Here is a 23,614-nt window from a genome sequence, read left to right on the forward strand (position 1 = left end):
TAAGCTGTCACCGACTGAATACCGGCGATAGCTTATTGGGTAGGGTTTTTTCTAGCTGTCCGCTAAATGGGGTCTTGACCACGCGGCATGAGCGCTGGCGGGGTCTTTCTTTAGTAAGCGCGAGATTAAGTTAGAGTTGGGAAGTTAGCGTGAGTACAGGATAACGATTGGTAGGTAGTGTGAGTATAGGATAACGATCGGTAGTGAGCGCGAGTACAGGATAACGATTGGTAGGTAGTGAGAATATAGGATAACGATCGGTAGTGAGTAAGAGTACAGGTAAGGATTGGTAGGTAGTATGATTACAGGTAAGGATTGGTAGTGAGCGTGAGTACGAGTTAGGATTGGTCAGCGGACCGGTATCATCTCAGGCTGAGCCTCCCTGTAGTCTCCGCATTTGAGATCTTCACCTTAAGGAGCAAACTGCCGTGCTTGCGGGAAAGTCTGTCAAGCCGGTGGAAAGTCTATCGGACGATTTTTGGGGAATAGATGCAAAAACGCAGTTATTATGGTCTTCGTACACTCATTCCATAAAATTACTGCAAATATGCAGGTGTTTTCCCGTGATTCTCCATAGTGGAGTCGGATGGAGACAAATACCTGCACTTTTGCAGGTATTACATCCTTATTGACGTCATATCACCGGAATAACTGCATATTTGCAGCAACTTAGCTCAATACCGGAACCTGAAGCTTATTTCAGACCGTAGAATCGCTTGGTGTTGGTGTAAAACTGGCGGCGGGCGTCTTCCAATGGCACGCCGCGGATTTCGCTCCAGGTGGCGATAACGTCCTGCGCCATATCAGGGCGGGTGGCAAGACCCGCAAACGGCCCCTCGAAGGGCCATGGGCCATCGGTCTCCGCCATCACCTGATCTGCAGGATACAGCTCCGCCAAGCGGCGGATCTCCGGCTCGTAGACGATATCCGGCGTGAAGCTGACGTAGTAGCCGTTCTCCGCCATGCGCCGGATGGTATCTTCCGAGCCTTTGAACCAGTGAAAATGCGCCCGGTTAAAGCCGTGGCGCTCGAGCAGGCTGCACGCCATGTCCGCATCTTCATAGACGGCGTGCAGCACCAGCGGTTTGTCCAGCTCTTTAGCCAAGAGGACAAACCGCTCGAGCAAATCCACATACGGGGCCAGCGCAAAGGGCTCGCCCCGTTGTTCCGCGTCCATGCGGGAGTAATACGGCAGGCCGACTTCGCCGACCGCCGTCATCTCCGCCGCATGGGCGCGGATCCAGGCGAACAGCCGGTCCCGCTCCGCGTCGTCCGGGACCGGCTGTTCCGGGTGGTAGCCGAAGGCGGGGTATACCCGCTTCGGCCAAGCCCGGGCGAGGCGGAGATTCGCCTCGCAGGACTCGCGGTGCATCGACACGGCGATGACCGCTTCTCCTCCTTCCGCCGCTAGCTTCGCCATAAGCGGCTCCCGCTCTTCCTCCGCATATTGATCCAAATGGATATGCGCATCGATAAACATTGGTTCAGCTCCTTTTGCCAACTGTCGGCAATCTATTAAAATCCAGAGAAAACAAAGCTTCCATGAACCAAAAGATAAAGTCCGATTATCACGACAACAATGCCGCCAATCCGCGACATGAACAGGTAAGCGTCACTCGGTTCCGCATCGCCTTTCATCATCCAACCGTAGCGCATGCGCCAGCCTACTCCCGGAAAGATCACATTCAATATCCCCATCACGATGAACAATAACACAAACAGCATCATGGACGCTCACTCCTTTTTCCATTCCCCGTCCCGTTCCGCCGTATCTGCACCGCTGACTTCGTTTCCATCGAACGCGTTTCGGTAACGTTATGCGTTGTTACGTACGACCCACGCTCTATGTTGCAGATTCCTTCTACTGGATGATCGCCCCGATCTTGGGTATGATGATAGAGATGACGAATCCAAAGGAGATGACCGTTTCCATGAGCGTATATGCATACTACGCAGCAACGATTAAAGGCGAGGATAAAGCCTTATCCGATTACAGGGGAAAGGTTCTGCTTATCGTCAACACAGCCAGCAAATGCGGGCTGACCCCCCAATACGAAGGGCTGCAAAAGCTTTACGAACAGTATAAAGACCGCGGCTTGGAGATTCTCGGTTTCCCTTGTAACCAGTTCGCCGGCCAAGAGCCGGAGGGAGAAGAAGCGATCGCATCCTTTTGCAAAGTAAACTACGGCGTCACCTTCCCGCTTTTCTCCAAAATCGAAGTGAACGGCGAGGGGACCCATCCTTTATACGCCTATCTGAAAAGCCATTCACCCAACAACGCCAATGAGGATATCGAGTGGAACTTTGCCAAGTTTCTCGTGGGCCGGGACGGGGATATCATTCGCCGCTATTCCGCGAGAACGGAACCGCAAGAGCTTGCGATAGACATCGAAGAATCGCTGAAAGCTAGGGCTTAATGAAAAGCAAGAAACTCTGCACGCCACCAAAAAAACAAGACCGCTTCCTCTCTTTCAAGAGGCATGCGGTCTTTTTATCATGCATGTTTTGATCTGAATAGATTCGGTCCTTTCGCCCCATTCACCCGCCACAAGGAAAGGAAGGAAAGATCATGATAGTTTGATACCTAGCTCCGTTCATTGGGAGCCTGCCTCAATCATGCGCCTTTCTTTTCACGAAGCAATTGCTTCATGCCTTGGATCGATTTTTCTACCGATCCGGCGTCTTTGATCGTACATGTAATCGACGTGCCGCCGGAAGTTGTCAGTTTGAACTCTTCGTATTTTACGGGCTGGATTCTGCCGTTTGCGTTCCGGAACTCTTTATTTTCGGAGGATGTGGATACGGAAACGATATCTTTGTAGAAGTACTCATCGGTGCTTTCATTTTTCTCGTTTCCAATGATGGAGAACCGGTAGGTGTAGCAATAGACCTGTTTTTCGCTGAAGTATAAAATAACGGTTTCGTAGTTGGAGGATCTCCAAAATCCATCTTTGCCATGCTTATGCCATACAGGGGTTGAGATCGTTTTGTGGGAAGGGCCGGCAATGACGATCGGATCGATCAGCTTGACTTCGTCTTCATCGACGCCAAGCTTGCCTAAAGCGCGCTGGAGCCCGACTTCCATTTCCTTGGCATAAATTTCGTCAATTTCCGCATCGGTTGGCTGGCCTTTAATTTTGGCATAGATCAAATAAGCACCAAGGGCAATGAGAATAATACCGAAAACTTTACCAACGCCCGGAGCGAAAAGCATAATTGCGCCTAAGATAATAATGAGAATCTGCCCTGTGAATTTTACTTGAAAAAAGTATTTTTTATTCCTCACGAAATTCATAAACATCCTCCTTGTTCGGTGTGCGAATAATATATAAACTGCCGTGGCAAGCAATTTATGATGACTTATAAGCCTTCCGGACGCGATACGTTCAAAAGCTCGAAAAGCGAATCTTTGTCGGATGGGGTGACGTGATTGCTTTCCGCCCTAAGGAGGACTTCTCTATAATCCGGTGAGGTGTTCAGTGATTTCCGCTCATAGAAATCGAATTTGATATAAGCGAGAAAATAATCATAGATGCCGCGGTTATCGATGGCAGACGCCGCATTCAGATAATCTTCCGCTTTTTTAATGTCCGCAAAGGGTGTAAGGAAGGCCTTCTTTCCTTTCAGCAAGCAGACGGCTGCATAAAAATAGCTTTCGGAATCATCAAAGTTTTCCTTGATAACCGATTCGAATAGAGCCAACGCTTTATCGTATTGCTTTTGCTTCAAAGCGCATATGGCGGTTGTAAAGCTGTCCGTCGACTGCTGGGGACTATCCGCTAGAGCTTGTCTATTCGAATTTATGTGGGGTTGTGCCTCCCGCGCCGACTTGCCATATACGCTGGAAAAAGTGGAGATTACGATTTGCCTGCCGCAATAATCGCATTCCTTCGAATCACTGGAAACCGGCGCACCGCAACCCGGGCAATTTATATCAACCGTCTGGAAATTGGCCATTTGAAAATTCTCCATCCGCATCTCTATCTTTTGTACCAAAAAGCACCGGCTAAGCTGCGTCAAAGGAATCAAATCTTTTACATCAAGAGGGCTTATATTGAATAATTTTACAGGAAATATCACATTTTGTCATGACAGAATCATCCAATTTATCTGAAAAGTTTGGAAATAAATAAACCCATTCTAATGAAAACCCCGACCATTTCGGCCGGGGTCATTCGTCAGATTTTATTCCATTTTAATGCCCGTTTTTCTCCAGATGACGTAGGGCGTCGGTGAGCGATTGGGTTTTGACGACGGCTACGTCACGTTGAAGGTGTTTGAAGCGCTTCGGCCCTTCCTATCCCATGCACAATTGGATACACTAGAAGGAAGGGTAGATGCCCATTCGATAACGATCCGCACAGGAGTGAAACGAAACCGATGAATCGCATTACCGTTTTAATTGCCGACGACGAGCCGGAAATCGCCGATTTGATCGGTCTGCTCTTGGAGAAAGAAGGCTACCGCACCATCAAGGTTTCCAATGGGAAAGAAGCGGTTCACGCTATTCAGACGCAGTCCGTCGACTTGGCGATCCTCGATATTATGATGCCGGTAATGGACGGGTTCGAGGCGATTCGCAAAATCCGCGAGCAGGCGCCGTTGCCGGTCATTTTTCTAAGTGCCAAAACGTCGGATATGGATAAAATTACGGGGCTCGTGATCGGAGCCGACGATTATATGACCAAGCCCTTTAATCCGATGGAGCTGGTCGCCCGGGTCAATGCCCAACTTCGGCGCTCTTTACAGTTGAATCAGTCGAAGATAGACTCAGTCGTCGTGGAGATCGCGGGTCTAGTCATCGATCCCGATCAGCGCACCGTTGCTCTTTTTGGCCAGCCCATAGAGTTGACGCCTAAAGAGTTCGATATTCTCTATTTACTAGCCCGGCACCCGAAAAAAGTATTCAGCACGGAGCATATTTTTCAACAGGTATGGGGGGAAGCTTACTTCGAGGGCGGCAATACGGTGATGGTGCACATTCGCACCTTGCGAAAGAAGCTGGGAGAAGACAAAGACAAGTGGATCAAAACCATTTGGGGAGTGGGATACACGTTCAATGGGTGATATGCTGCGAAGCTTTCGGGCGAAAATGGTTGCCTTATTCGGATGGAGCATGGTGATTTCCGGCATCGTGACTTATACGATCTACCGCATTCTCCAACACTATTACAAGGCTAATGTACTGGCGGAGGACCCGCTAGCGCGCTATCGGGAATTGATTCACCAAATCGGCGACCTTAACTTTTTTCTTATTCTCTTTTTGCCGCTATCCTTCATCATCTTCTTTTTCCTTACGAAGCGTTACGTCGATTACTTTAAGGAAATATCGGAGGGCATTCACCGGTTGGCTGGCGGCGATTTCAACGGTCAGGTCCGGATTGCCTCAGGGGATGAGTTCGAGGACATTGCCACCGACATCAATCTTGCTGCGGAAAAGCTGCGGCTTGCCGTGGAGCGGGGGGATTTCGCAGAGACCAGCAAGGATCAATTGGTCCTGAACCTAGCCCATGATTTGCGAACACCGTTAACCTCCGTACTGGGTTATTTGGATTTCATACTCCGGGATAAGGGGTTGTCTGAAGATCAGATCCGGCATTATGCGGCTGTCGCCTTTGCTAAATCGGAGCGGCTGCAAAAACTGATCGAAGAGTTGTTCGAAGTGACGCGAATGAATTCCGGTCGGCTTCCCGTGGATAAAAAGGCTATCGACCTCAGCGAGCTGCTGGCGCAGTTGAACGAGGAATTGTATCCGGTGTTCGAGAAAAACCATCTCACTGTCCGCACGGACATCGCTCCGCAAATGACGATATGGGCGGATGGCGATCTGTTGGCTCGAGTTTTCGAGAATCTGCTGACCAATGCTGCACGGTATGGCAAAGATGGCCGCTACGTCGATCTAAATTGCCGGATGGATGGGAGAGATGCGGTGGTGGAGGTCGTCAATTACGGCAACCTCATTCCCGAGGAGGAGTTGCCTCATCTGTTCGACATGTTCTATACCGGGGACCGCGCCCGCACGCACCGGGAAGGGAGCACGGGGCTTGGGTTGTTCATCGCTAAAAATATCGTGGACCGGCACGAAGGTACAATTTCCGTAGAAAGCAGTGTCATCAGCACCCGTTTTCAGGTGCGTTTGCCGGTGAACGGAAAAGCTTAAGAAATTTTTTAGAATTATGCCGCTTCTTTTTAAACCTTTTTCTTTACCCTTAAGAAACGGAGGGGTAAGGAGGAAAGAGAAATGAAGAAGTGGAAACACAATTTGCTTTTCGTGATGTTTTCGATTTATCTGTATGGATTGGCTAAAATCATCCTGTTCAAGCTGGGGCCTGTCGAGCCACAGTTTCTTTTGTCCCAATTGCGCGGTGCTGTAGAGCATCCGGAACGGATCAAGATAGGGCTGCAGCTAGGCAACTTGATTCCGTTTAAGGAAATCTCCCGGGATCTTCAGCTTAATACCGGCAGCGGCTTTTTGAATCTGTGGGGGAATATTGCAGTGTTCATCCCCTTGGGCTTATTCCTGCCTATAATGGGCGCCGCCAAGAAAACGTGGTGGAGTGTGCTCGTCAAATCCTTCGCTCTAAGTTTATTGCTGGAGAGTCTGCAGCTGGTTCTGTTTATCGGCACTTTTGACGTGGATGACATGATTTTGAATACGACGGGCGGCTTGCTGGGATACGTCCTTTTTTCATTGTTTGTAAAAGCGGCGAACCTTTTCGGCTCGGCGGCAGGACGGCTGAAGGCGAAAGAATCGTGACCGATTCAGCTTCACCAAATAAAAAAGACGGGCCGCTCAGGATCGAACGGGCTCGTCTTTGTGCTTCATGGAGATAAACTTACAGGGACCGGCGGTAGATTGCCAGCACGTCTTCCCGGTTCAACTTTTGGAAGTTGCCGAAGGGGCCATACACCATCGCCTTGTCGGCCATCACGTCCAACTGACTGTCATCGATGTCGTAATCAGCCAGACGCGACGGCGCTTCGATGGAAGTCCAGAAGGTGCGCAGAGCTTTGATGCCTTCCAGCGCCACTTCGCGGTCGCTCTTTCCTTCGGCGCTCACGCCGAATACGTTGACGGCGAACTGCTTGAACCGGCTGACGCCGGAATCCAGCACCTGCTCCATCCAGTTGGGGAAGAGGATAGCCAAACCGCCGCCGTGGGGAATATCGTAAACGGCACTGACGGCATGCTCGATATTATGGGTAGCCCAGTCTCCTTCGGTTCCCATGGACACCATCCCGTTCAAGGCCATGGTGCCGCAGTACAAAATCGTCTCCCGCAGCTCGTAGTTGGTCAGATCGTTCAGCAGCTTAGGCGCGGTTTCAATGACCGTGCGCAGCAGCGCTTCACAGAAGGCGTCCTGCACCGGTGCATTGGACGTATGGTTGAAATAGCTTTCGATGACATGGGACATGATGTCCACCATGCCGTAGATGGTTTGATCCCGGGGCACCGTATAGGTGAATTCCGGATCGAGGATGGAGAAGACGGGGAAGACGAGGGGGCTGCCCCAACCGTATTTTTCTTTCGTCTCCCAGTTGGTGATGACGGAGCCGCTGTTCATTTCCGAACCCGTCGCCGCCAAAGTCAAAATCGCGCCGAAAGGCAGCGCGTCTTGAACCGGAGCTTTGTGGGTGATGAGATCCCACGGATCGCCGTCGTATTTTGCTGCGGCCGCAATGGCCTTGGTGCAGTCGATGACGCTGCCGCCGCCGGCCGCAAGAATAAGGCGGATATTTTCCTTTTTGCAGATATTTGCTCCCTTGGCTACCGTTGTGATCCGGGGATTGGGTTCGACGCCGGAAAGCTCGTGGACGGGATTGCCGTTTTCCTTCAGGATGCCGAGGATTTGGTCATACAGTCCGCTTCTCTTGATGCTGCCACCGCCATAGACGAGCAGAACTGCTTCGCCTGCAGCCGGAAGCTCGTTTTGCAGCAGGGACAGGGACCCTTTTCCAAAGTGCAGCTGCGTCGGGTTATGGAAAGTAAAGTTGTTCATATGTACACGTACCTCCTAATTGGAACCTTTTCACACGGATTCATTGTATCAGAGGAGAGAAGCGCAAGCAAAAGACGACAATCTCGCCAAGCCACTCTCCCTTTTGCTTATTTTTGGGCTACACGGTCTGCCATTTCGCTTAACTCCGCAAGTTCAGAGTCAGTCAACCGGAAGGTCATCGCTTTGACGTTTTCCTCCGCTTGGGAGGCTCTGGAGGCGCCGGGAATGGCGAAGACCGTTTCCCCGTGGGCATTGATCGTCCAGTTTAAGGCAATTCGCGCCGGAGTCGCTTCATATTTCGCGGCAAGTTCCGTTAGTTTGTTGATGAGGGGACGGGTGATCTCCAGCTTTTTCGGACTAATTCCGCCCATTCGCTTGCGCATGCCGGAGAGATTGCTGATGAGCGCCGGGTTCTGATGGAACTTGCCGGTCAAAATGCCTTGTGCAAGTGGCGAGTAGGCGATGATGGCGATGTCCAGTTCTTTTGCCGCCTCCAAGATGCCGTTGCGCTCGATGCTCCGGTCCAACATGCTGTATTTGACCTGATTCGAGGCGAGCCGAAGCCCATACTGACGGAGTGTTTTGTCCGCATCACTCATTTGCTTGGCGGAAAAATTGCTGACCCCGATGTGCCGGATCTTGCCCTGCTCCGCCAGCTTGGCCATCTCCTTCATTTCACTGGAAACGGAGGAGAAGGAAAAGGGCTGGTGCACCTGGTACAGATCGATCCGCCGTCCCGACAGGCTTTCCAACCTCTTGTCGATGGTTGCGGGAATACTGCCCGCCGTCCGCATCACCGGCCACCATTTGGTGGCGACGTAGGCTTCATCCGCCAGTGAGCCTGCCGCATTCAGCGCTGCCGATAGCGCCTTTTCCGACTCTCCGCCGCCGTATACCTCCGCCGTATCGAACCAGTTGATGCCGCCCTGCAAGCAAAGTGCCACGATTTCCCGAACGACGGCATCATCCACCGCTCCCCAAAAGCCGCCTACCATCCCTTTGCCCCGGCTGAATTGCCAACAGCCTAGTCCTAGAGGCGAAAGCCTCATGTCCGTACTGCCGAATTTCCGGTAATGCTCATTTGCCGAATTCCCTGTTCTTCCGCTAGCGTTCGACGAATCCATCACGATTCACCCGTTTCTATCGCAGAATGATAACTCGCAAGCCCGATATGAGATAGCCGAAATTTGCCACGTCATCATTTTACTCTTACGCTGAAAAGAAGTATAGGCAGGTATGGCACCAGATAAATCATGGATGTTCGAGCGCTTCATGGGCAGTTTTCATTTGGGCCACCCAAGAACGCATACGGAAGAAAATCATTGCCTCTACCTTAGCTATGGATTAATCTGACGTTTATAGGGGGGCGACGGGGTGATTATTTGGATAAACGGCTCATTCGGAGCTGGAAAGACAACAACAGCCTTCGATTTACACCACAGATTGCCCGGGTCATACGTCTTCGATCCCGAGAATATCGGATATTTTTTTCGCAAAAACATTCCTCGCGAGCTGCAATTTCAGGATTTTCAGGACTTTCCCATTTGGCGGAGCTTTAACTATGAATTGCTCTCCTACATCGCCGGGAAGTCCGATCGGGTGATTCTCATTCCAATGACGGTGGTCAATCCGGATTATTTTCAGGAAATCGTCGGTCGGTTGCGAGAAGAAGGACATACGGTTCACCATGTCGCGTTATGGGTATCCAAAAAGGAGCTGACCAAGCGGCTTGGCAGAAGATTAGATCGACATTCATGGGCGTCTAAACAAGTGGACCGCTGCATGGAAGGGCTGTCCTCACACACCTGCTTTCAGCCGCATATCGAAACGGACGGCTTGTCTATCGACGAAGTCGTTACCCGGGTTGCCGCCGTCACCGGGATTGAGCTTCAACCGGACACGCGGTCGCCTTGGAAGAAAACCTTCAATCGCATCAACGCCTTGCTTCAACATATTCGTTCCTAATGTTTTTCTATATACATAGAAAAAAGGAGATGGACTCATGCCGAGACTTTTTGGCGACCGAATCATGCTGCGAGAGTATCAAAAAGAAGATTTGCCGTATATCCGCCAGTGGTGCAACGATGGCGAAATTACGGAGCATCTGTCGGATAGGTTCTTGTATCCGCAAACGGTTAACGCCAGTGAAGCTTTTTTGAATGGTGTTTTAGAAGGAAAGTCTGATTTTAAAGGGTTTGTCATCGCCTCTAAGGATTCGGCGGAGTACATCGGCCAGATCGATTTGTTTCAACTGGACTGGAAAAACCGCTCTGCAGAGCTGGGCATTGTAATCGGCCGCAAAGACCTGTTGGGTGCGGGCTATGGCTCGGAAGCCATCCGGCTTCTGTTGGACTTTGCTTTTGACAGCATGAATCTGAACCGGGTGTACTTGGAGCTGCATGAGGCGAACCGACGGGGTCGCAAATGCTACGAAAAGTGCGGCTTCAAGGAGGAAGGACGTCTGAAGGAGAAGCTCTATAAGAATGGGCGCTACATCGATATGATTATCATGAGCGTTTTGAAGCGGGAGCATGAGGCGAATCGACAGCCGTAAGCCGACAATATAAAATGAGGCAATCTTCACATTCTCCGCGTCATGCATATGTTATTATAGATAACATAAGGAGAGTGTTTCTCCCTATATAACCATTGGTTACAACGTGGAAGGAGCGTAAATATGGGGAGTAATGTCCGTAAAATTGCCATAATTGGTCTGGGCCAGGTGGGATCCAGTTGTGCTTATTCCTTGATCAATCAATCCATCTGCGATGAGATTTTACTCATTGATCGCAATGCTGAGCGGGCTTACGCTCAAGCGCTGGACTTATCCCACGGCATGGATTTCATTCATTCCCGCACAAAAATCTATACAGGTACCTACGAGCAATGCGGCGATATGGATATCATCGTACTGTGCGCCGGTGCCAATCCCGCAAAAGCTGGTGACCGGATGGAAGTGCTGGATAGTGCATATGCCATCCATAAAGACATGATTAAGCGGATTATGGAGAGCGGGTTCAACGGCATTTTTTTGGCGGCATCCAATCCGGTGGACGTGGTTACCTATATGGTTTGGAAGATGTCAGGGCTGCCCCGAAATCGGGTCATCGGCACCGGCACTTCCATCGATACTGCACGCCTCAAAATCTTACTGTCCGAATATTTGCCAATTGACCCCCGCAGCGTGCAGGGCTATGTGTTGGGTGAACACGGCGAATCTCAATTTACCGCATGGTCCCATGTTACGATCGGCGGCAAGCCGCTCCTCGATATCTTGAGACAGCATAAAGAACGGTTTGCCCACATGGATTTGGATGAGCTATCCCGCCGGACTCGGGACGCAGGCTGGGAAATCTTCACGCGCAAAGGCTCCACCCATTTTGGGATCGGCAACGCCATCGCCGCTATTTGCCGCTCCATCCTAAACGACGACCACAAAATCATGGCGGTCTCCACCATCCTGGATGGGGAGTACGGCTATCGGGAGATCAGTGTCGGCGTCCCCGCCATCCTTACCCGTCACGGTATCGAGGAAGTTCTGGAGTTGAATCTAAATTCCCGGGAAATGATACAGTTCGACCAGAGCTGCGGGGTCATCCGCAAAGCTATCGAAAGTCTGCCGCTATGAAAAAGAAAAGTTTTCCGCAGGATGTACGGGATATCTGTCCCGACCGACAATAGAGGTAAAACACAAAAAGCGGTGATCAGCCGCTTTTTTTGCTGTTAATCTTCCGGTACATACTCTAGCAAATCCCCAGGTTGGCACTGCAATTCCCTGCAAATGGCCTCCAGCGTGTTGAACCGGATGCCCTTCACCTTGCCGTTTTTCAAGAGAGACAGATTGACATTGGAGATCTCTATCCGGTCCGCTAGTTCGTTCAGGGACATTTTACATTCCGCCATTTTTCTGTCCAGCCGTAAAATGATGGGCACGGGCTTCACCTCAAATAATGGAATCGTGATCTTGTTGCAGCTGGAATCCCAAACGGAAGATCCTGGCAATGGCCAATATAAAGATGCCGCAGACAACAGGCCAAAGGGGAAAGGCAACACTCGACGTCAACTCAATGCCATCTAAGCTACTGACGGCCGGTCTTTGAAACAATGCCTGCTGGATGAACCCGGTTAGCAAGACAAGGAGAGAATAAGAAAAGAAAGAATAGGCGATTTGTTTTACGCGACCGACATTCTCCCATTGAAAGGGGGTACCGGACTTTCTCATGGACTCCAGAATGAGCAGCAGTTGGCGGACGGAAAATAGCAATAAAATCCATACTGCCAGCAGGTGAATTCCGAGTACCGTATAAATGTATCGGGACACATTCGTGAATAGCTTGGTATCCGCCGTTAATTTCAAACCCGGAGCCGTGAATTCCAGCCCCCCATGGCCCGGCGGCAAGCTTCCCTTTTCCCTCAGAATCAGAAAGCCGGCGATAAAGAGAATGGCCAATATCCCCGCTCCCCAAATGAAATACCAAATGGTTTTGATGGCTTTTTCGAAAAGGCTTATCTGGTTGTCGTTGCCCGTTTGCTTCATGACTAACCATTCCTTTCGTTGACGCTGGTTTAACTTACATTTCCATCTAATCAAATTTTCGAGATGAAATCAAGAGAAAATTTAATGTTTTACATTAAATATTTAATGTTATTCGCTAAAATGTTAGGCTTACGCTGCTCATTGAAGGGGCGTTATCAGCCCATCACCGTAAAAAAAGCAGCCCGAAGGCTGCTTCATTGCGAAGGGAGTGTCCTTAGCCATTTTGAGTTACGGCATGGGAGTATAAAAGTCCTGGGTGTAATTCAGTCCGTCGATGCCGACTCCGAGTCGTGTGTACGCCGGTTCCAGTATATTCTTCCGGTGGCCTAAGGAATTGATCCAGCCGGTATGGACGGATGGGGCGTCCTCGTAGCCGGATGCTATGTTTTCGCCTGCGGATAAGTAATTTAATCCTTGAGCTTCCATTCGGTCGAAAGGAGTCAGCCCTTCTGGAGAGTTGTGATTGAAATAAGTCCGTTTGCTCATGTCGGCGCTGTGGGCGCGGGCAACCTCCGCCACTTGGCTGTCCCATTTAAGAGAAGCCACCTTGTATTTATACCGGAAGACATTGGTCATATCTAAAACCTGCCGCTCCATAGCTCGTTCTAGAGCTTCCGAACGGTTGTACAGACTGGAAAGAACGGCGCTGTTGCTGGCTTGAAGGATGCCTTCCACCCGATTGTCCGCATGTTTATCAAAATAATAAGTCGTCCGGACATAATGCCCAGTATCGGAAAACTCATTTTCGCTCTCGTCCAAGCTTTGACCGGCGCGATTGGCTGCTTCCGCTTTCGTCCCGCTGACGGCGCCGCCGCTCTTCAGCTTCCAAACGCCGGGGGCATTGGAAAACATCGCGACGACCTTTCCATTGGAAAAACCGAATTGGGCGTATTTCGCCAAGTTCTTGTTATAGATGTACCAGGTGAATCCGTAGCCACTGGGGTCTTCCCGGTTCGGTTCTCCCATCAGCTTTTTCACTGCTGCCTCACTATCTCCCAGGCTAATGCCAAGGAGCGTCATGAAGTCGGCTTTGCTTTCATCCAGCAATGCGGTTCGTTGATCCCTCAAATTGTGCAGGAAGGATACAGCCTCCGCCCGGTTCAAGGGATCATCGGCATTATATCCGGCAACCGTATTGGCGGTTTTTCCATTCGCCAAGCCGTGACCTAGCAGGTAACGGACCGCTTCCTCCGTCGTTTCTGCATTCACGCCAATGGCGCTGGTGATCAGCTTGGCGACGTCGCCGCGAGTAAAGGCGTTTCCGGTGGTTTTATACGTCAGTGGCCAAGAGAATTCTTCGGCTAATAGATAATAGGGAGCGTACCAATTATTGTTCGGGCCGATCCGCGGCACGGCAATTTCGCTAGGGTATGATTGGGTCAACATCGCCAAAAATTCCGGCTCCGTCACAGGATCTTGTGGCCGGAATAGACCGTTTCCATCACCACTGATGATGCCGTTATCCGCTGCCCAACGGATATGGGCCACTCCCCAATGGGTGGCAGGCACATCTTGAAAGGCTCCAGCTGTCGGAGCCGATGCTGCTACCGGATCAACCGAAATTGCCGCCGTCGCCGGCAGGAGCAAAAGAACAGAGAGCAACAAGCTTGTCGGCACTCCTCGTTTATTCATCAAAAACATCCTCCATGGCATCCGTCGAGGAGATGCGGTTATTTGCGAAGTTTCATCATGTTTTCTTACCCGTTTTTTCCGGTCATGATTTCGATTATGATAGAGTTACAGTTTTATCGCTCCCGTGCTTTGGAACAGTTCGATACTCTCTCCGTCCGGGCCGTTGAAAAAGGCGATGCGAATCGGCACCGGCACGGCGCTTTGGATGACTACATCCTTTGGCTCAACCGTGATTTCCGCTCCGGTCGCCCGTACCCGCTCGATCAGGCCGTCAACATCATCAGTACGCAGCGCAATATGGTAAAAGCCACCCGCAGGCTTCAATCCCTTTTCGCCGCCTGCAAATACTTCAAGATAATTGCCGTCACCCGTATCCAGCAGAGCGCCGCGGCCGTCGCCTTCTCCCCATGTCAGCCTAGTTTCGAATCCGAGGAGCTCCGTATAGAAGGCTACGGTTTTCTCGAAATCTACTGCCTTAATGGCAACGTGGTGAAAGCCACCGCCGCCTTTAATGATTTTATTAGTGCCAGCCATGCGATCTGCCCCTTTCGGTTGGTGAAATCTCATTTATCGTAGCGCGAGAGGAGATAGGGCGCAATAGATTCAAAGAATGATTTTGCGAAAAAAAGGAGCCGCTGTCATGAGCCGAGAATTACCTGTGCTTTTTATCCTCTTCGTCAGGGATCAGAGAAAGTCCAAGGAGTTTTACGCCAAGTTGCTGGACAGAGAACCGTCGCTGGATGTTCCGGGTATGACCGAATTCCAAATAAGCACCAGGACCAAGGTAGGACTTATGCCGGGAGACGGGATTACCCGGGTGCTCGATTATACCCTGCCAAATCCCAATGAAAACGCCGAGTATCCCCGCTGCGAATTATACTTGTACGTGGATGAGCCTGACCGGGAGTACGAGAAAGCATTAGCCGCCGGAGCGACCGGAGTAAGCCCGGGAAAAATCCGCAATTGGGGCGATTACGTCGCCTATTGCCGCGACTTTGACGGCAATTTGATTGCCTTTGCCTCCACTCCGAATCCATAGAAAAGATAGGTGAAGAAAATGAAACCTTTTGACGCCATCAGCTTGGACATGTTTCAAACTCTCGTCGATTTTGCCAGTCGCAAAGATAACGTATGGGAAGTCGTCTTGGGTGAAAAATACAACGCGGACCAGACGCCGGAGCTCTCCCGGCAAGTGCTTGGCCTGCTCCATGAGCGGATGCGGCAGAATGAGGGCGATTTTTCCACCATGGCGAGCATCTTTGCGTTCAGTTTTGCCGACTGCTTTGAACGGAACAGCATCCAATTCGACCCTGAAAAGGCGGCCGAGTTGATGTTGGCCGAACACGGGCGGGCGGAGCTTTACCCGGATGCGGAACGATTTCTAACCGCGGCCCGCGGTGTGTATCCTCTGTTTATCGTCAGTGATGCCGACGACGTGATGATTCCAGGCGCTTTTGTTGGAGAGCCTTATTCGCTGTTCACCTCCGAGAGCTATCAGTCATATAAAAACGATCGGTATAACCACATGTTTAAGCGCCTTTTGCAAGACGCCAATCTCGCACCGGGACGGGTACTGCACATCGGAGATTCACCGGGAGATGTTCTGGGAGCAAAACGCGAGGGCTTGAAAGCCTGCTGGTTGAACCGTGATCAGAATACCTGGAAATACGAGGAGATGCCGGACTATACCGTTAGCTCGTTCGATGAACTGCATGAGCTTTTGTTTGGATGATCGGCTAGGAAAAACAATGCATCCGGGCCCTACTTGACGAGCGGCTCAGGTGCATTTTTTATCGGTAGGAAAATACCCCCACAATCCGCTACTTCTTGCAGATCATGTCGTATACATTAGTGATCTTCCATATTTGGTAAAGAGGTTGGAGAGGACGGCTTACATGAACCGGTTTCAGATCGGCTTATATGGTTTTTACGATGAGGGCAAATACATCCGGGATTTTCGGGAAGGAATTGTAGGCATAGAAGCCTGCATGTTTGAGAACGAGGAAGACGTAGAAAAGCTGCTGGCGGAGTCTAAAGCCCGGCCTTTTCCGGTAGGTATTCATTTCCCGCTGCGAGCCTGGACCGGCCGTTCTTCTATGCGGGATGCTTTATTCCTGTCTCGGGATGATGAGGTGAGACGACAAGCTTGGGATTGGATCGAAGACGAGTTGGCTTATGCGAGCCGGCTAAGCCCGACGTATATTCTTTTCCATTATCCGAAGCCCGTCATTTTCGCCGACAAGTTGGATTTGCGGGTGTGGAATTTTACCGACGAACGGGAATATGTACGAGAAAGCGAGTATCCTTACGAAGAATTTACGGAACGGAGCGAAGCGCTGTTTGCCTGGCTGACGGCGAAAAGCTTGGAATATGGATTCACGCCGGTGCTGGAGTTTGACGGCTTGAACCGGTACGTGACTGAGTCGAATATCGTGGTGGAGCTGTTGCAGAAATATCCACGAGTGAAGGTATGCCTGGACACAGGTAGGCTCTTTTTACAGGAAAAGCTAGACCCCAGCTTCGACGCCCGCAGCGTTATCCGCAAGTACGGCAAATATGCTGAACTGATTCATTTATGGACCTTTCAATACGATGGGGAAATGCGCCACCGTCATCATCCCGTATTGCCGGATCAAAAGCCGGAAGACGGTTGGGCACCCATTGAGGATTATTTAACCATTGCGTTGGAGGAAAATCCCGAGGTGGCCATCCACTTTGAACATCGCTCCGACCGGATCAGCGATGAAGAGTTGGACCGCTGTTACCGCTGGGTGAATGAAATCGCTATGAGGGGGAAAACGGATGGGAAACTTTGAGGAGCCGGGCTTTGGCAGTTCGTTTCACATGCCGGTTATTTTTCAACTGTTTCTTGTGGTTATTGTCGGCATTATTTTATTTGCAATTATCAGCGGACTGACGACATGGACAAAAAACAACAACTCCCCTATCCTCACTCGTATCTGCCGGGTAGTCAGCAAAAGAACGCGGGTCAGCGGCGGTTCCGGAGACTCCAGCGCTCATACCGACTATTACCTGACCTTCGAGCTGGACGATGGTGTCCGTCTGGAATTGCAAGTGCGGGATGCTCAGTACGGCTTGACCGTGGAAGGGGATTACGGGGAACTGACCTATCAGGGCACTCGGTTCAAAAGCTTCACCCGTTTGGCTGATCCCAATTCAGAACGCTTTTGAACTCGGCATGATCGCTTCATCTATCCGCGTACGAGATCCGTTTTGCTAAAGCCATCTGGTTGATTTAAGCTAAAAGGAAGACTATACTGGGTAACCCGCCGAAGGAAGCGGGGGAAAACAGACCGGAGATCAAACGGAAAAGGAGCAGTGACGGAGTGAAAAGTTTGCAGTCGAACCGGCTTGTCCTGCACATTTTGGGAGAATCCGACGCTGAGTTGGTTTTGGATTATTTTTCAAGGAATCGGGACTTTTTGCAGGAATGGGAACCCCGCCGCGACGCGGAATTTTACACCTTGAAAACTCACAAGACCATCTTAGCCGGCGAAACGATCCAGATGGCAAGAGGGCAATTGCTTAAAGTATGGATCGCCAAAAAAGAGCAGCCCGACACTATCATCGGCTCCGCTTCTCTTAGCAACATTGTTCGAGGCGCGTTTCAATCGTGCCATCTGGGCTATCGTTTGGCAGGAGAGGAAGTCCGAAAAGGCTATATGACCGAAGCGGTTGAGCGGCTGATTGAGTATGGTTTCCAAGACCTGCACTTGCACCGGATCGAAGCTAACATCATGCCGAGAAACAAAGCCTCCTTGGGCGTTGTGACAAAGCTTGGTTTTGCGAATGAAGGTCTGTCTCCAAAATATTTGTATATCAACGGCGTATGGGAAGATCACATCCACATGGTCTTGTTGAACGAGAACTGGGAGGAAACGGAGTAGCATGGGCATACCGGAATGTGATGGTCAAGGACGAATCGTGAGAGAAATCGATGAAAACGAACTGGATACGTTTCTGGATATTTTGCGGACTCTAGCCCTTTGGCTGCAGGATAACGGTCAGGAGATGTGGAGTCTTGAAGGGTTGGAGCGCGACCAATTCCTTCAAAAGCATGGCGACGCGGACTGGTATATCTGCGATAAGGCGGAAGAGCCGGTGGGCGTTTTCATACTGCAGGAGGAGAACCCGTTTTGGTGGCCGAATATCCCGCTGGGAGAGACGGTTTTCCTGAAAAAATTCGGCGTTCCCCGCAAGCATTCTGGCAAAGGGATCGCCGCCGACTTGTTGCAATGGGTGAAACAGGAGGCAAGAGCACGCGGGAAAGATTACATCCGTTTGGAAATCTACGAGGATCGAGAACCGCTGGTTCGCTTATATGAAGGAAGCGGATTTCAGCGAGTGGAGCTGCGGATCATGCCGGACGGAACAGCCATCGGCCTCTATGAATATAAACTGCCGGAGCTTTTCGATATTTTTGACGAACACATGCAGAAAATGGGGACGGTCCCACGGCCCGAGGTTCATCGGCTCGGCTATTGGCACCAAACCTTTCATTGTTGGGTCCTTTCACCATCGGAGTCAGGCCGCTGGAAGCTGCTGCTCCAAAAACGCCACCCGGACAAGGATACCTTTCCCGGGTTCTTGGACATTTCCTGTGCCGGTCATCTATCGGCCGGGGAGAGCGTAGAGGACGGCGTGCGGGAACTGCAGGAAGAGCTGGGGCTGGAGGTTCCTTTTCAAGCACTCTACTCCTGCGGTATTTTTCCAGAGGAGATGGTTTCGGAAAATTTGATCGACCGGGAGTTTTGCCACATTTTCCTGCACCAGGACTCCCGACCGCTGCGCGAGTATGTGTTTCAGCGAAGCGAGATCACAGGCTTGTTCGAAGTCGATTTAGATGACTTCCGACAGCTCGTAGAAGGCAGCCGGGAAACCGTGAAGGCGTATGGCGTTGAGGTGGACGCTGCTCCGGCGAAGGATGCGGCGGAGGTCGCAACAGATGGGAAGCTTGTAGAGGTTGAACGAGAGTTCAGTTTATCCGACGTTTGCCCGCATGATCGGACTTATTACGAATTTTTGTTCTCGCATATGAAGCGGTATTTATCCTAATATTTCGCAACCAACGAAAGATCGCATCAAGGCTCAGTCAGAAAGGCTGATCTTGATGCGTTTTTTTGTTATTGGGGGTAGTGGGGAAGAGTGCAAACCGAATGGACAAATGCAATAACTCCACGCTATGTGGGTTATTACCGAAGTACGCAAATACATCAAAAGTGAGCTGTATTCACGAAGTTCGCAAATAAGACGTTAGGCAAAATAAAGGCTGAAGAGCAATCATTCCAAAGGCCTTCGGTAATCAAAGATTACCAAAACCCTTCGGCCGGAATGCAGGACGTCGGCGATTTTGAATAGAAGAAAGGGAAATAAAGCGTGGATGAAAACCTGAAAAGTCCTGTAAAAAATCAAAAACATGCTGCCGAAAGGAAGCATGCAGAACTCTACTTCTAGGGGCGATGGGAAGAAAACTCGTTTTTTGAGCAGCGCCCCTAGAAGTAGAGTAACTGAAAAATCGAAAGAACGTCAAACTTGTTTACAGGCGAAATAGGAACATGTGTTCTAATGTTTTGAGGATAAAGGGACAAAATCACTGGTTTTCATAGCCTTGCGCTTTATTTTACAGTCACCTTAGTTATTCAAAATGGCCACCGGAGGCGAGTGACGTGAGAGCATTCCGGACATGATTGCTAAGCGGAATCGGAGTAGCGATTGATTAAGGAAAGGCATAAAGAAACAGGAATAGTATAACTAGCGGAACAGCCTTTACTTCGCCTAACGCCGCATTTTCGCTGCGGGCCGGCATTCGCCGTCCCTTGGTCGCCAACGTAGAATAGAGCAAAGAAGCGGATTCTGGCGACACATCTGCGAACCTAAGTCCGCAAGCGGACCCGGCACCTGAACGGTGCCTTAAGGTTCTCGACGTCGTAAATGCTTTTACGTTATCCGAAATTGACTTGAAAGGATGAAACCATGAGAGATTTTAATCAATTTAATGGAAAATATATAAAGAGGAGTGTAATTCAAGAATATCAAATAGAACTAGTCTGGAAACTTAGCCAAGTCTTTTTAACAAATGACGTGATTGATGAATGGCCCTCTATGGGAGATGAATACAATTTAGCAGTTTACTCACCTCGTATAGATGTCGCTGTTGGACCTTTTGCAACTCATGAAAGGTTGGGAAATCTTTACGATCAAATGATTGAGCAACCGAGGTCTGAATTATTTCTTAGGAAGTTAGTGGATTATAACCGAATCAATTTGGAGATGTACGATGGGTTTGTCGAGGGGTCTAGTTTTGAGGATATTAGATATCTGAATCACAATGCGAGATGTTTAATGGCAATAGAAATAGAGAACTTTGTAAGCAGGAAGCATCTTATGGGAGGAGCAATTAATGCATCAGCTTTAGGAAGGTTAGGAGTAGTTGTTCCGTGGACTCCTGAGAAACTTAGAGCATTTGTTAAATTAGTTAGATACTTACGTTATCTTCGTTACGCTGAGAAGAATACTTTTGACACAACCAATTTACTGATAATTACTAAAGAGCAGATGGATACGGCAATTGAAGACACATTAAATCACGAGAATTTTGCAAGCTAATCAATGAAGAAGTCAACTTCGGATAACACCGTATTCCTACTGCATCCGGCTACGCCGGCCTTGGTCTGCCCGAGGATTTTCCAGAGAGGTGGAACAGGCAGACAACCCTGCGAGGCTAAGTGGCGGAGCCACCCGGTCCTGACGGACCTTAAGCCTCTCGGATTCAGGAATACAACAACGTTAGGTGAAATAGTTGCAATTTATATTAAATCTCTAAATGATGAGGAGAAGAATTTATGAATTATATAATCATTTGGATAATAAGCGCAATTTTATCCATCGCAATATTATATCTTGTAATAAAGACAGCAATAGATAATTCTACAATGGCTAAGAATATTCAAGCAATAAAACAAGTATTAGAACAAGGGAATAGCAAATTTGATGATGAAGAGGCCCCACTGAGTGTTTTGAACAGTGATAAGTATATTGTGTGTCCTTCTTGTGGAGAAAAAATAGATGATGGCACACTGGTATGTCTAAGATGTAATTTGTTATTTTCAGATAAATGATTACTGGGATTTTTCAAGAGGGCACCTACTTCACCTAACACTGTATTCCCGCTGTGGCCGGCTACGCCGACCTTGGTCTGCCCGAGGATTTTTCGGTGACGCAGAATCAGTCAGACAACCCTGCGAGGCTAAGTGGCGGAGCCACCCGGCAGCAAGCTGCCTTAAGCCTCTCGGGTTCGTGAATACAACAACGTTATACGCAATTATCGAAACCATATAAAGATATTCTCAAATAATCAGACCATTTTTCTGAGGGGATGAAAGTAACCATGAATAATCAAAAAAATGAGGTAGCATTCCAGAAAATAAAAAATAAATACGTTATTATTGGTATTACAATTTTAGATCATGAGGATAATCTTTTAGAAAGGCATCAATTACATGGGCGCATTAATAGAATAGATGACCGTGGTGTTTATATTCATCTGAATGATGACCCGAACAATGAATATACATTGCCTCCTGATTTGAATGCATTTCAGGAAGCTCCAAGTGGTGAATACAGACTAAAAAAAACAGGTGAAGTAGTTGTAGACCCAGATTTTATGACAACTTGGACAATCAGAAAACCAAAAAAAGATTAGGACATACAGTTTTTGTTTTTCAGAGAAGTCGGTAACTGCGTATAACACCGTATTCCCGCTGCGGCCGGCTACGCCGACCTAGGTCTGCCCGAGGATTTTCGAGGAAGCTAATCAGGCAGACAACCCTGCGAGGCTAAGTGGCGAAGCCACCCGGTCCTTACGGACCTTAAGCCTCTCGGGTTCGTGAATACAACAACGTTATACGCAATTCTCGAAAGGCGGATAAATGCATGTTGTACACCGAAGAAGAATTGAAAATGATTGTGGAACAGAAGTTAGTTTTCAATTTCTATCCTTACGATAACTCTCCGATGAAAGAACTAGAAATAGATCACTACATAAAGAGGGTAGTAGGGAGTTTAGGATCAGTTAATAATCTGAAGGTGGAAGTAGATTTTGATAGCTTTGGTAGCGGATATGCTTCTTTTGTAAATATATTTTGCTACAAGAAGGATGGATCATCGACAGAAATTCTTAATGGTATTCAAACCATTGAAGGCTTATTGCTTTACATTTCAAGGCATGCTCCTGTTGCTACATTTGGAAGAAGTAAAGTGACTAGACATTCCCACGGAGGAAGTTTTGAGTTTTTATCGACAAATACTATTGGCAGATTGCCGAACGGAGATTGGGATCAGATTGAACATAGCATAAGGAATATTTTGAACGATTATGGTTACATTCTCTTGACGAGGGATTATCTTGAACAGCCAATTGAGTTTGAGATATCTATCCCAACTATTATAAATGAAAATGGATACAGAATATTTGATTGTTTCTTTTTCTGGGAGGATTAAGATTTTATTTAGTATCTCAAGCTGTCGAGAACAGCGTATAACACCGTATTCCCGCTGCGTCGCTTCCGCTCCTTGGTCTGCCCGAGGTTTTTCGGTGGAGTGGTATCAGGCAGACAACCCTGCGAGGCTAAGTGGCGGAGCCACCCGCTCACTACGTTCGCTTAAGCCTCTCGGGTTCGGGAATACAACAACGTTAGACGCAATGTCCTATAATAAAATGATTATCAATGAAGCAAATTTTAATAACTATTAAGGTGAACAAAAACATGAATTATATTATCAAAACACAAAAAATAGTATTAACACAATTCAATTGTGAGGGAATGGTATTGGATTTAGGAGGTGGTGGGGAGGGGGTTATTGGACAGCTTTTAAAGGAGAGAGTTGTTGCAATTGATCCAAGAGAAGAAGAATTGAGAGAAGCCGGTGACGGACCATTAAAGATAATTATGGATGCTAGAGATTTAAAGTTTATTGAGAAGACATTTGAAACTGTAACCTCTTTTTTTACCCTAATGTATATAAATCGCGATGACCATATAAAGGTTTTTCAAGAGGTCCATAGAGTTTTGAAAAATGGTGGAGAATTTATTATTTGGGACGTGACAATTCCTAAATATCAGGGGGGAGATAAGGATTTATTTCTAGTCCAACTCGATATTGATATTATGGGAAAGCAGATAAAGCCAACTTATGGAGTGTCTTGGGAAGGGAAAGAGCAGAGTATATTTTACTATACCTCTATAGGTGAGATGGTTGGATTTACCACTTACATATCAGAAAAACAAGGTGAGGTATTTAAGTTAATATTTCTGAAGAAGTAATAACAATCTATGGAAGTTAATCGAAGAAGGGACACTGCGTCTAACACCGTATTCCCGCTGCAACCGGCTACGCCGATCTTGGTCTGCCCGAGGATTTTCGA

The 23,614-nt window shown here is 48.8% G+C and carries 28 protein-coding genes and 1 pseudogene; 18 read left to right on the forward strand and 11 right to left on the reverse strand.

The genetic code is table 11. The features are described 5' to 3' along the window. Nucleotides 1–694: 694 nt before the first annotated feature. Nucleotides 695–1,480: a TatD family hydrolase gene (locus tag TJ79_RS19480; RefSeq protein WP_052339771.1), complete on the reverse strand. Its 786-nt coding sequence runs from the start codon at nt 1,478–1,480 to the stop codon at nt 695–697. Between the two features lie 35 nt (nt 1,481–1,515). Continuing rightward, nucleotides 1,516–1,728 (reverse strand): DUF6199 family natural product biosynthesis protein, encoded by a 213-nt coding sequence (locus tag TJ79_RS19485; RefSeq protein WP_040952024.1) that lies wholly within the window; start codon nt 1,726–1,728, stop codon nt 1,516–1,518. A gap of 203 nt (nt 1,729–1,931) precedes the next feature. Between TJ79_RS19485 and TJ79_RS19490 the strand changes: the two genes are divergently transcribed. Continuing rightward, nucleotides 1,932–2,417: a glutathione peroxidase gene (locus tag TJ79_RS19490; RefSeq protein ID WP_040952025.1), complete on the forward strand. Its 486-nt coding sequence runs from the start codon at nt 1,932–1,934 to the stop codon at nt 2,415–2,417. A 197-nt stretch (nt 2,418–2,614) separates the two neighbouring features. Here TJ79_RS19490 and TJ79_RS19495 read toward each other — a convergent pair whose 3' ends face one another. The 3 genes and pseudogenes from TJ79_RS19495 to TJ79_RS28590 form a co-directional block, all read right to left on the reverse strand. Beyond that, a complete protein-coding gene (locus TJ79_RS19495; RefSeq protein ID WP_040952026.1) occupies nt 2,615–3,295 on the reverse strand; it encodes a hypothetical protein in 681 nt (226 codons plus the stop codon). Between the two features lie 65 nt (nt 3,296–3,360). Then, nucleotides 3,361–3,972, reverse strand: coding sequence for a hypothetical protein (locus TJ79_RS19500; protein ID WP_238323077.1), 612 nt, complete (start codon nt 3,970–3,972; stop codon nt 3,361–3,363). A gap of 223 nt (nt 3,973–4,195) precedes the next feature. After that, nucleotides 4,196–4,285, reverse strand: a pseudogene (locus tag TJ79_RS28590) (winged helix-turn-helix transcriptional regulator); the annotation flags it as partial. A 95-nt stretch (nt 4,286–4,380) separates the two neighbouring features. Here TJ79_RS28590 and TJ79_RS19505 point away from each other — a divergent pair. The 3 genes from TJ79_RS19505 (at nt 4,381) to TJ79_RS19515 (ending at nt 6,757) form a co-directional block, all read left to right on the forward strand. Beyond that, on the forward strand, nt 4,381–5,067 hold the full coding sequence (locus tag TJ79_RS19505; RefSeq protein ID WP_040952028.1) for a response regulator transcription factor: 687 nt from the start codon (nt 4,381–4,383) through the stop codon (nt 5,065–5,067). After that, a complete protein-coding gene (locus tag TJ79_RS19510; protein WP_040952029.1) occupies nt 5,060–6,160 on the forward strand; it encodes a sensor histidine kinase in 1,101 nt (366 codons plus the stop codon). Before TJ79_RS19505 ends, TJ79_RS19510 begins: the two co-directional genes overlap by 8 nt. Nucleotides 6,161–6,241: 81 nt before the next feature. Next, nucleotides 6,242–6,757 (forward strand): VanZ family protein, encoded by a 516-nt coding sequence (locus TJ79_RS19515; protein ID WP_040952030.1) that lies wholly within the window; start codon nt 6,242–6,244, stop codon nt 6,755–6,757. Between the two features lie 79 nt (nt 6,758–6,836). On the opposite strand, the gene TJ79_RS19520 is transcribed toward TJ79_RS19515, so the two are convergent. After that, a complete protein-coding gene (locus TJ79_RS19520) occupies nt 6,837–8,000 on the reverse strand; it encodes an iron-containing alcohol dehydrogenase (RefSeq protein WP_040952031.1) in 1,164 nt (387 codons plus the stop codon). A gap of 107 nt (nt 8,001–8,107) precedes the next feature. Next, nucleotides 8,108–9,124, reverse strand: coding sequence for an aldo/keto reductase (locus TJ79_RS19525; RefSeq protein WP_081757021.1), 1,017 nt, complete (start codon nt 9,122–9,124; stop codon nt 8,108–8,110). Nucleotides 9,125–9,374: 250 nt separating this feature from the next. On the opposite strand from TJ79_RS19525, the gene TJ79_RS19530 reads away from it, so the two are divergent. The 3 genes from TJ79_RS19530 (at nt 9,375) to TJ79_RS19540 (ending at nt 11,628) form a co-directional block, all read left to right on the forward strand. Next, on the forward strand, nt 9,375–9,965 hold the full coding sequence (locus TJ79_RS19530; protein WP_040952032.1) for an AAA family ATPase: 591 nt from the start codon (nt 9,375–9,377) through the stop codon (nt 9,963–9,965). Nucleotides 9,966–10,002: 37 nt separating this feature from the next. Further along, nucleotides 10,003–10,554: a GNAT family N-acetyltransferase gene (locus tag TJ79_RS19535; protein WP_040952033.1), complete on the forward strand. Its 552-nt coding sequence runs from the start codon at nt 10,003–10,005 to the stop codon at nt 10,552–10,554. A 123-nt stretch (nt 10,555–10,677) separates the two neighbouring features. Continuing rightward, nucleotides 10,678–11,628 (forward strand): L-lactate dehydrogenase, encoded by a 951-nt coding sequence (locus TJ79_RS19540; RefSeq protein WP_040952034.1) that lies wholly within the window; start codon nt 10,678–10,680, stop codon nt 11,626–11,628. Between the two features lie 95 nt (nt 11,629–11,723). Here TJ79_RS19540 and TJ79_RS19545 read toward each other — a convergent pair whose 3' ends face one another. From TJ79_RS19545 to TJ79_RS19560, 4 genes are all read right to left on the reverse strand, one after another. Further along, nucleotides 11,724–11,933, reverse strand: a complete 210-nt coding sequence (locus TJ79_RS19545; RefSeq protein ID WP_040952035.1) for a helix-turn-helix domain-containing protein — start codon at nt 11,931–11,933, stop codon at nt 11,724–11,726. 10 nt (nt 11,934–11,943) lie between these two features. After that, a complete protein-coding gene (locus TJ79_RS19550; RefSeq protein ID WP_040952036.1) occupies nt 11,944–12,537 on the reverse strand; it encodes a DUF2975 domain-containing protein in 594 nt (197 codons plus the stop codon). 228 nt (nt 12,538–12,765) lie between these two features. Continuing rightward, the gene (locus TJ79_RS26165; protein WP_052339772.1) at nt 12,766–14,169 is read right to left on the reverse strand and encodes a CAP domain-containing protein; all 1,404 of its coding nucleotides are present in this window, start codon (nt 14,167–14,169) and stop codon (nt 12,766–12,768) included. Between the two features lie 105 nt (nt 14,170–14,274). Then, nucleotides 14,275–14,703 carry a VOC family protein gene (locus TJ79_RS19560; protein WP_040952037.1) on the reverse strand — a complete coding sequence of 143 codons (429 nt, stop codon included), beginning with the start codon at nt 14,701–14,703 and terminating at the stop codon, nt 14,275–14,277. 106 nt (nt 14,704–14,809) lie between these two features. On the opposite strand from TJ79_RS19560, the gene TJ79_RS19565 reads away from it, so the two are divergent. From TJ79_RS19565 to TJ79_RS19615, 11 genes are all read left to right on the forward strand, one after another. Next, entirely contained in the window at nt 14,810–15,208 is a 399-nt protein-coding gene (locus TJ79_RS19565; RefSeq protein ID WP_040952132.1) for a VOC family protein, read from the forward strand. An 18-nt stretch (nt 15,209–15,226) separates the two neighbouring features. After that, nucleotides 15,227–15,901 carry an HAD family hydrolase gene (locus TJ79_RS19570; RefSeq protein WP_040952038.1) on the forward strand — a complete coding sequence of 225 codons (675 nt, stop codon included), beginning with the start codon at nt 15,227–15,229 and terminating at the stop codon, nt 15,899–15,901. 163 nt (nt 15,902–16,064) lie between these two features. Next, nucleotides 16,065–16,985, forward strand: a complete 921-nt coding sequence (locus tag TJ79_RS19575) for a TIM barrel protein (protein WP_040952039.1) — start codon at nt 16,065–16,067, stop codon at nt 16,983–16,985. Continuing rightward, on the forward strand, nt 16,972–17,361 hold the full coding sequence (locus tag TJ79_RS19580) for a DUF2500 domain-containing protein (protein WP_040952040.1): 390 nt from the start codon (nt 16,972–16,974) through the stop codon (nt 17,359–17,361). Before TJ79_RS19575 ends, TJ79_RS19580 begins: the two co-directional genes overlap by 14 nt. 155 nt (nt 17,362–17,516) lie before the next feature. Then, the gene (locus TJ79_RS19585; RefSeq protein ID WP_040952041.1) at nt 17,517–18,077 is read left to right on the forward strand and encodes a GNAT family N-acetyltransferase; all 561 of its coding nucleotides are present in this window, start codon (nt 17,517–17,519) and stop codon (nt 18,075–18,077) included. A 1-nt stretch (nt 18,078) separates the two neighbouring features. Next, the gene (locus TJ79_RS26170; RefSeq protein ID WP_052339773.1) at nt 18,079–19,245 is read left to right on the forward strand and encodes a bifunctional GNAT family N-acetyltransferase/NUDIX hydrolase; all 1,167 of its coding nucleotides are present in this window, start codon (nt 18,079–18,081) and stop codon (nt 19,243–19,245) included. Between the two features lie 918 nt (nt 19,246–20,163). Continuing rightward, entirely contained in the window at nt 20,164–20,796 is a 633-nt protein-coding gene (locus tag TJ79_RS19595) for a hypothetical protein (protein WP_040952042.1), read from the forward strand. Between the two features lie 236 nt (nt 20,797–21,032). After that, nucleotides 21,033–21,308, forward strand: a complete 276-nt coding sequence (locus tag TJ79_RS19600) for a hypothetical protein (protein ID WP_040952043.1) — start codon at nt 21,033–21,035, stop codon at nt 21,306–21,308. A 269-nt stretch (nt 21,309–21,577) separates the two neighbouring features. Beyond that, complete coding sequence (locus TJ79_RS19605; protein ID WP_040952044.1) at nt 21,578–21,892, forward strand: hypothetical protein; 315 nt, start codon at nt 21,578–21,580, stop codon at nt 21,890–21,892. Between the two features lie 230 nt (nt 21,893–22,122). Continuing rightward, nucleotides 22,123–22,689 carry a hypothetical protein gene (locus TJ79_RS19610; protein ID WP_040952045.1) on the forward strand — a complete coding sequence of 189 codons (567 nt, stop codon included), beginning with the start codon at nt 22,123–22,125 and terminating at the stop codon, nt 22,687–22,689. Nucleotides 22,690–22,955: 266 nt separating this feature from the next. After that, nucleotides 22,956–23,513: a class I SAM-dependent methyltransferase gene (locus TJ79_RS19615; RefSeq protein ID WP_040952046.1), complete on the forward strand. Its 558-nt coding sequence runs from the start codon at nt 22,956–22,958 to the stop codon at nt 23,511–23,513. Nucleotides 23,514–23,614: the final 101 nt, after the last annotated feature.

This window comes from Gorillibacterium massiliense (assembly GCF_000455485.1).
Classification (GTDB): Bacteria; Bacillota; Bacilli; order Paenibacillales; family NBRC-103111; genus Gorillibacterium; species Gorillibacterium massiliense.

Excerpts from the sequence above, each read along its gene's own strand:
- TJ79_RS19480 (WP_052339771.1), bottom strand. The coding sequence starts at position 1,480 with ATGTTTATCGATGCGCATATCCATTTGGATCAATATGCGGAGGAAGAG.
- TJ79_RS19485 (WP_040952024.1), bottom strand. The coding sequence starts at position 1,728 with ATGATGCTGTTTGTGTTATTGTTCATCGTGATGGGGATATTGAATGTG.
- TJ79_RS19490 (WP_040952025.1), top strand. The coding sequence starts at position 1,932 with ATGAGCGTATATGCATACTACGCAGCAACGATTAAAGGCGAGGATAAA.
- TJ79_RS19495 (WP_040952026.1), bottom strand. The coding sequence starts at position 3,295 with ATGAATTTCGTGAGGAATAAAAAATACTTTTTTCAAGTAAAATTCACA.
- TJ79_RS19500 (WP_238323077.1), bottom strand. The coding sequence starts at position 3,972 with ATGGAGAATTTTCAAATGGCCAATTTCCAGACGGTTGATATAAATTGC.
- TJ79_RS19505 (WP_040952028.1), top strand. The coding sequence starts at position 4,381 with ATGAATCGCATTACCGTTTTAATTGCCGACGACGAGCCGGAAATCGCC.
- TJ79_RS19510 (WP_040952029.1), top strand. The coding sequence starts at position 5,060 with ATGGGTGATATGCTGCGAAGCTTTCGGGCGAAAATGGTTGCCTTATTC.
- TJ79_RS19515 (WP_040952030.1), top strand. The coding sequence starts at position 6,242 with ATGAAGAAGTGGAAACACAATTTGCTTTTCGTGATGTTTTCGATTTAT.
- TJ79_RS19520 (WP_040952031.1), bottom strand. The coding sequence starts at position 8,000 with ATGAACAACTTTACTTTCCATAACCCGACGCAGCTGCACTTTGGAAAA.
- TJ79_RS19525 (WP_081757021.1), bottom strand. The coding sequence starts at position 9,124 with ATGGATTCGTCGAACGCTAGCGGAAGAACAGGGAATTCGGCAAATGAG.
- TJ79_RS19535 (WP_040952033.1), top strand. The coding sequence starts at position 10,003 with ATGCCGAGACTTTTTGGCGACCGAATCATGCTGCGAGAGTATCAAAAA.
- TJ79_RS19540 (WP_040952034.1), top strand. The coding sequence starts at position 10,678 with ATGGGGAGTAATGTCCGTAAAATTGCCATAATTGGTCTGGGCCAGGTG.
- TJ79_RS19550 (WP_040952036.1), bottom strand. The coding sequence starts at position 12,537 with ATGAAGCAAACGGGCAACGACAACCAGATAAGCCTTTTCGAAAAAGCC.
- TJ79_RS26165 (WP_052339772.1), bottom strand. The coding sequence starts at position 14,169 with ATGAATAAACGAGGAGTGCCGACAAGCTTGTTGCTCTCTGTTCTTTTG.
- TJ79_RS19560 (WP_040952037.1), bottom strand. The coding sequence starts at position 14,703 with ATGGCTGGCACTAATAAAATCATTAAAGGCGGCGGTGGCTTTCACCAC.
- TJ79_RS19565 (WP_040952132.1), top strand. The coding sequence starts at position 14,810 with ATGAGCCGAGAATTACCTGTGCTTTTTATCCTCTTCGTCAGGGATCAG.
- TJ79_RS19570 (WP_040952038.1), top strand. The coding sequence starts at position 15,227 with ATGAAACCTTTTGACGCCATCAGCTTGGACATGTTTCAAACTCTCGTC.
- TJ79_RS19575 (WP_040952039.1), top strand. The coding sequence starts at position 16,065 with ATGAACCGGTTTCAGATCGGCTTATATGGTTTTTACGATGAGGGCAAA.
- TJ79_RS19580 (WP_040952040.1), top strand. The coding sequence starts at position 16,972 with ATGGGAAACTTTGAGGAGCCGGGCTTTGGCAGTTCGTTTCACATGCCG.
- TJ79_RS26170 (WP_052339773.1), top strand. The coding sequence starts at position 18,079 with ATGGGCATACCGGAATGTGATGGTCAAGGACGAATCGTGAGAGAAATC.
- TJ79_RS19595 (WP_040952042.1), top strand. The coding sequence starts at position 20,164 with ATGAGAGATTTTAATCAATTTAATGGAAAATATATAAAGAGGAGTGTA.
- TJ79_RS19600 (WP_040952043.1), top strand. The coding sequence starts at position 21,033 with ATGAATTATATAATCATTTGGATAATAAGCGCAATTTTATCCATCGCA.
- TJ79_RS19605 (WP_040952044.1), top strand. The coding sequence starts at position 21,578 with ATGAATAATCAAAAAAATGAGGTAGCATTCCAGAAAATAAAAAATAAA.
- TJ79_RS19610 (WP_040952045.1), top strand. The coding sequence starts at position 22,123 with ATGTTGTACACCGAAGAAGAATTGAAAATGATTGTGGAACAGAAGTTA.
- TJ79_RS19615 (WP_040952046.1), top strand. The coding sequence starts at position 22,956 with ATGAATTATATTATCAAAACACAAAAAATAGTATTAACACAATTCAAT.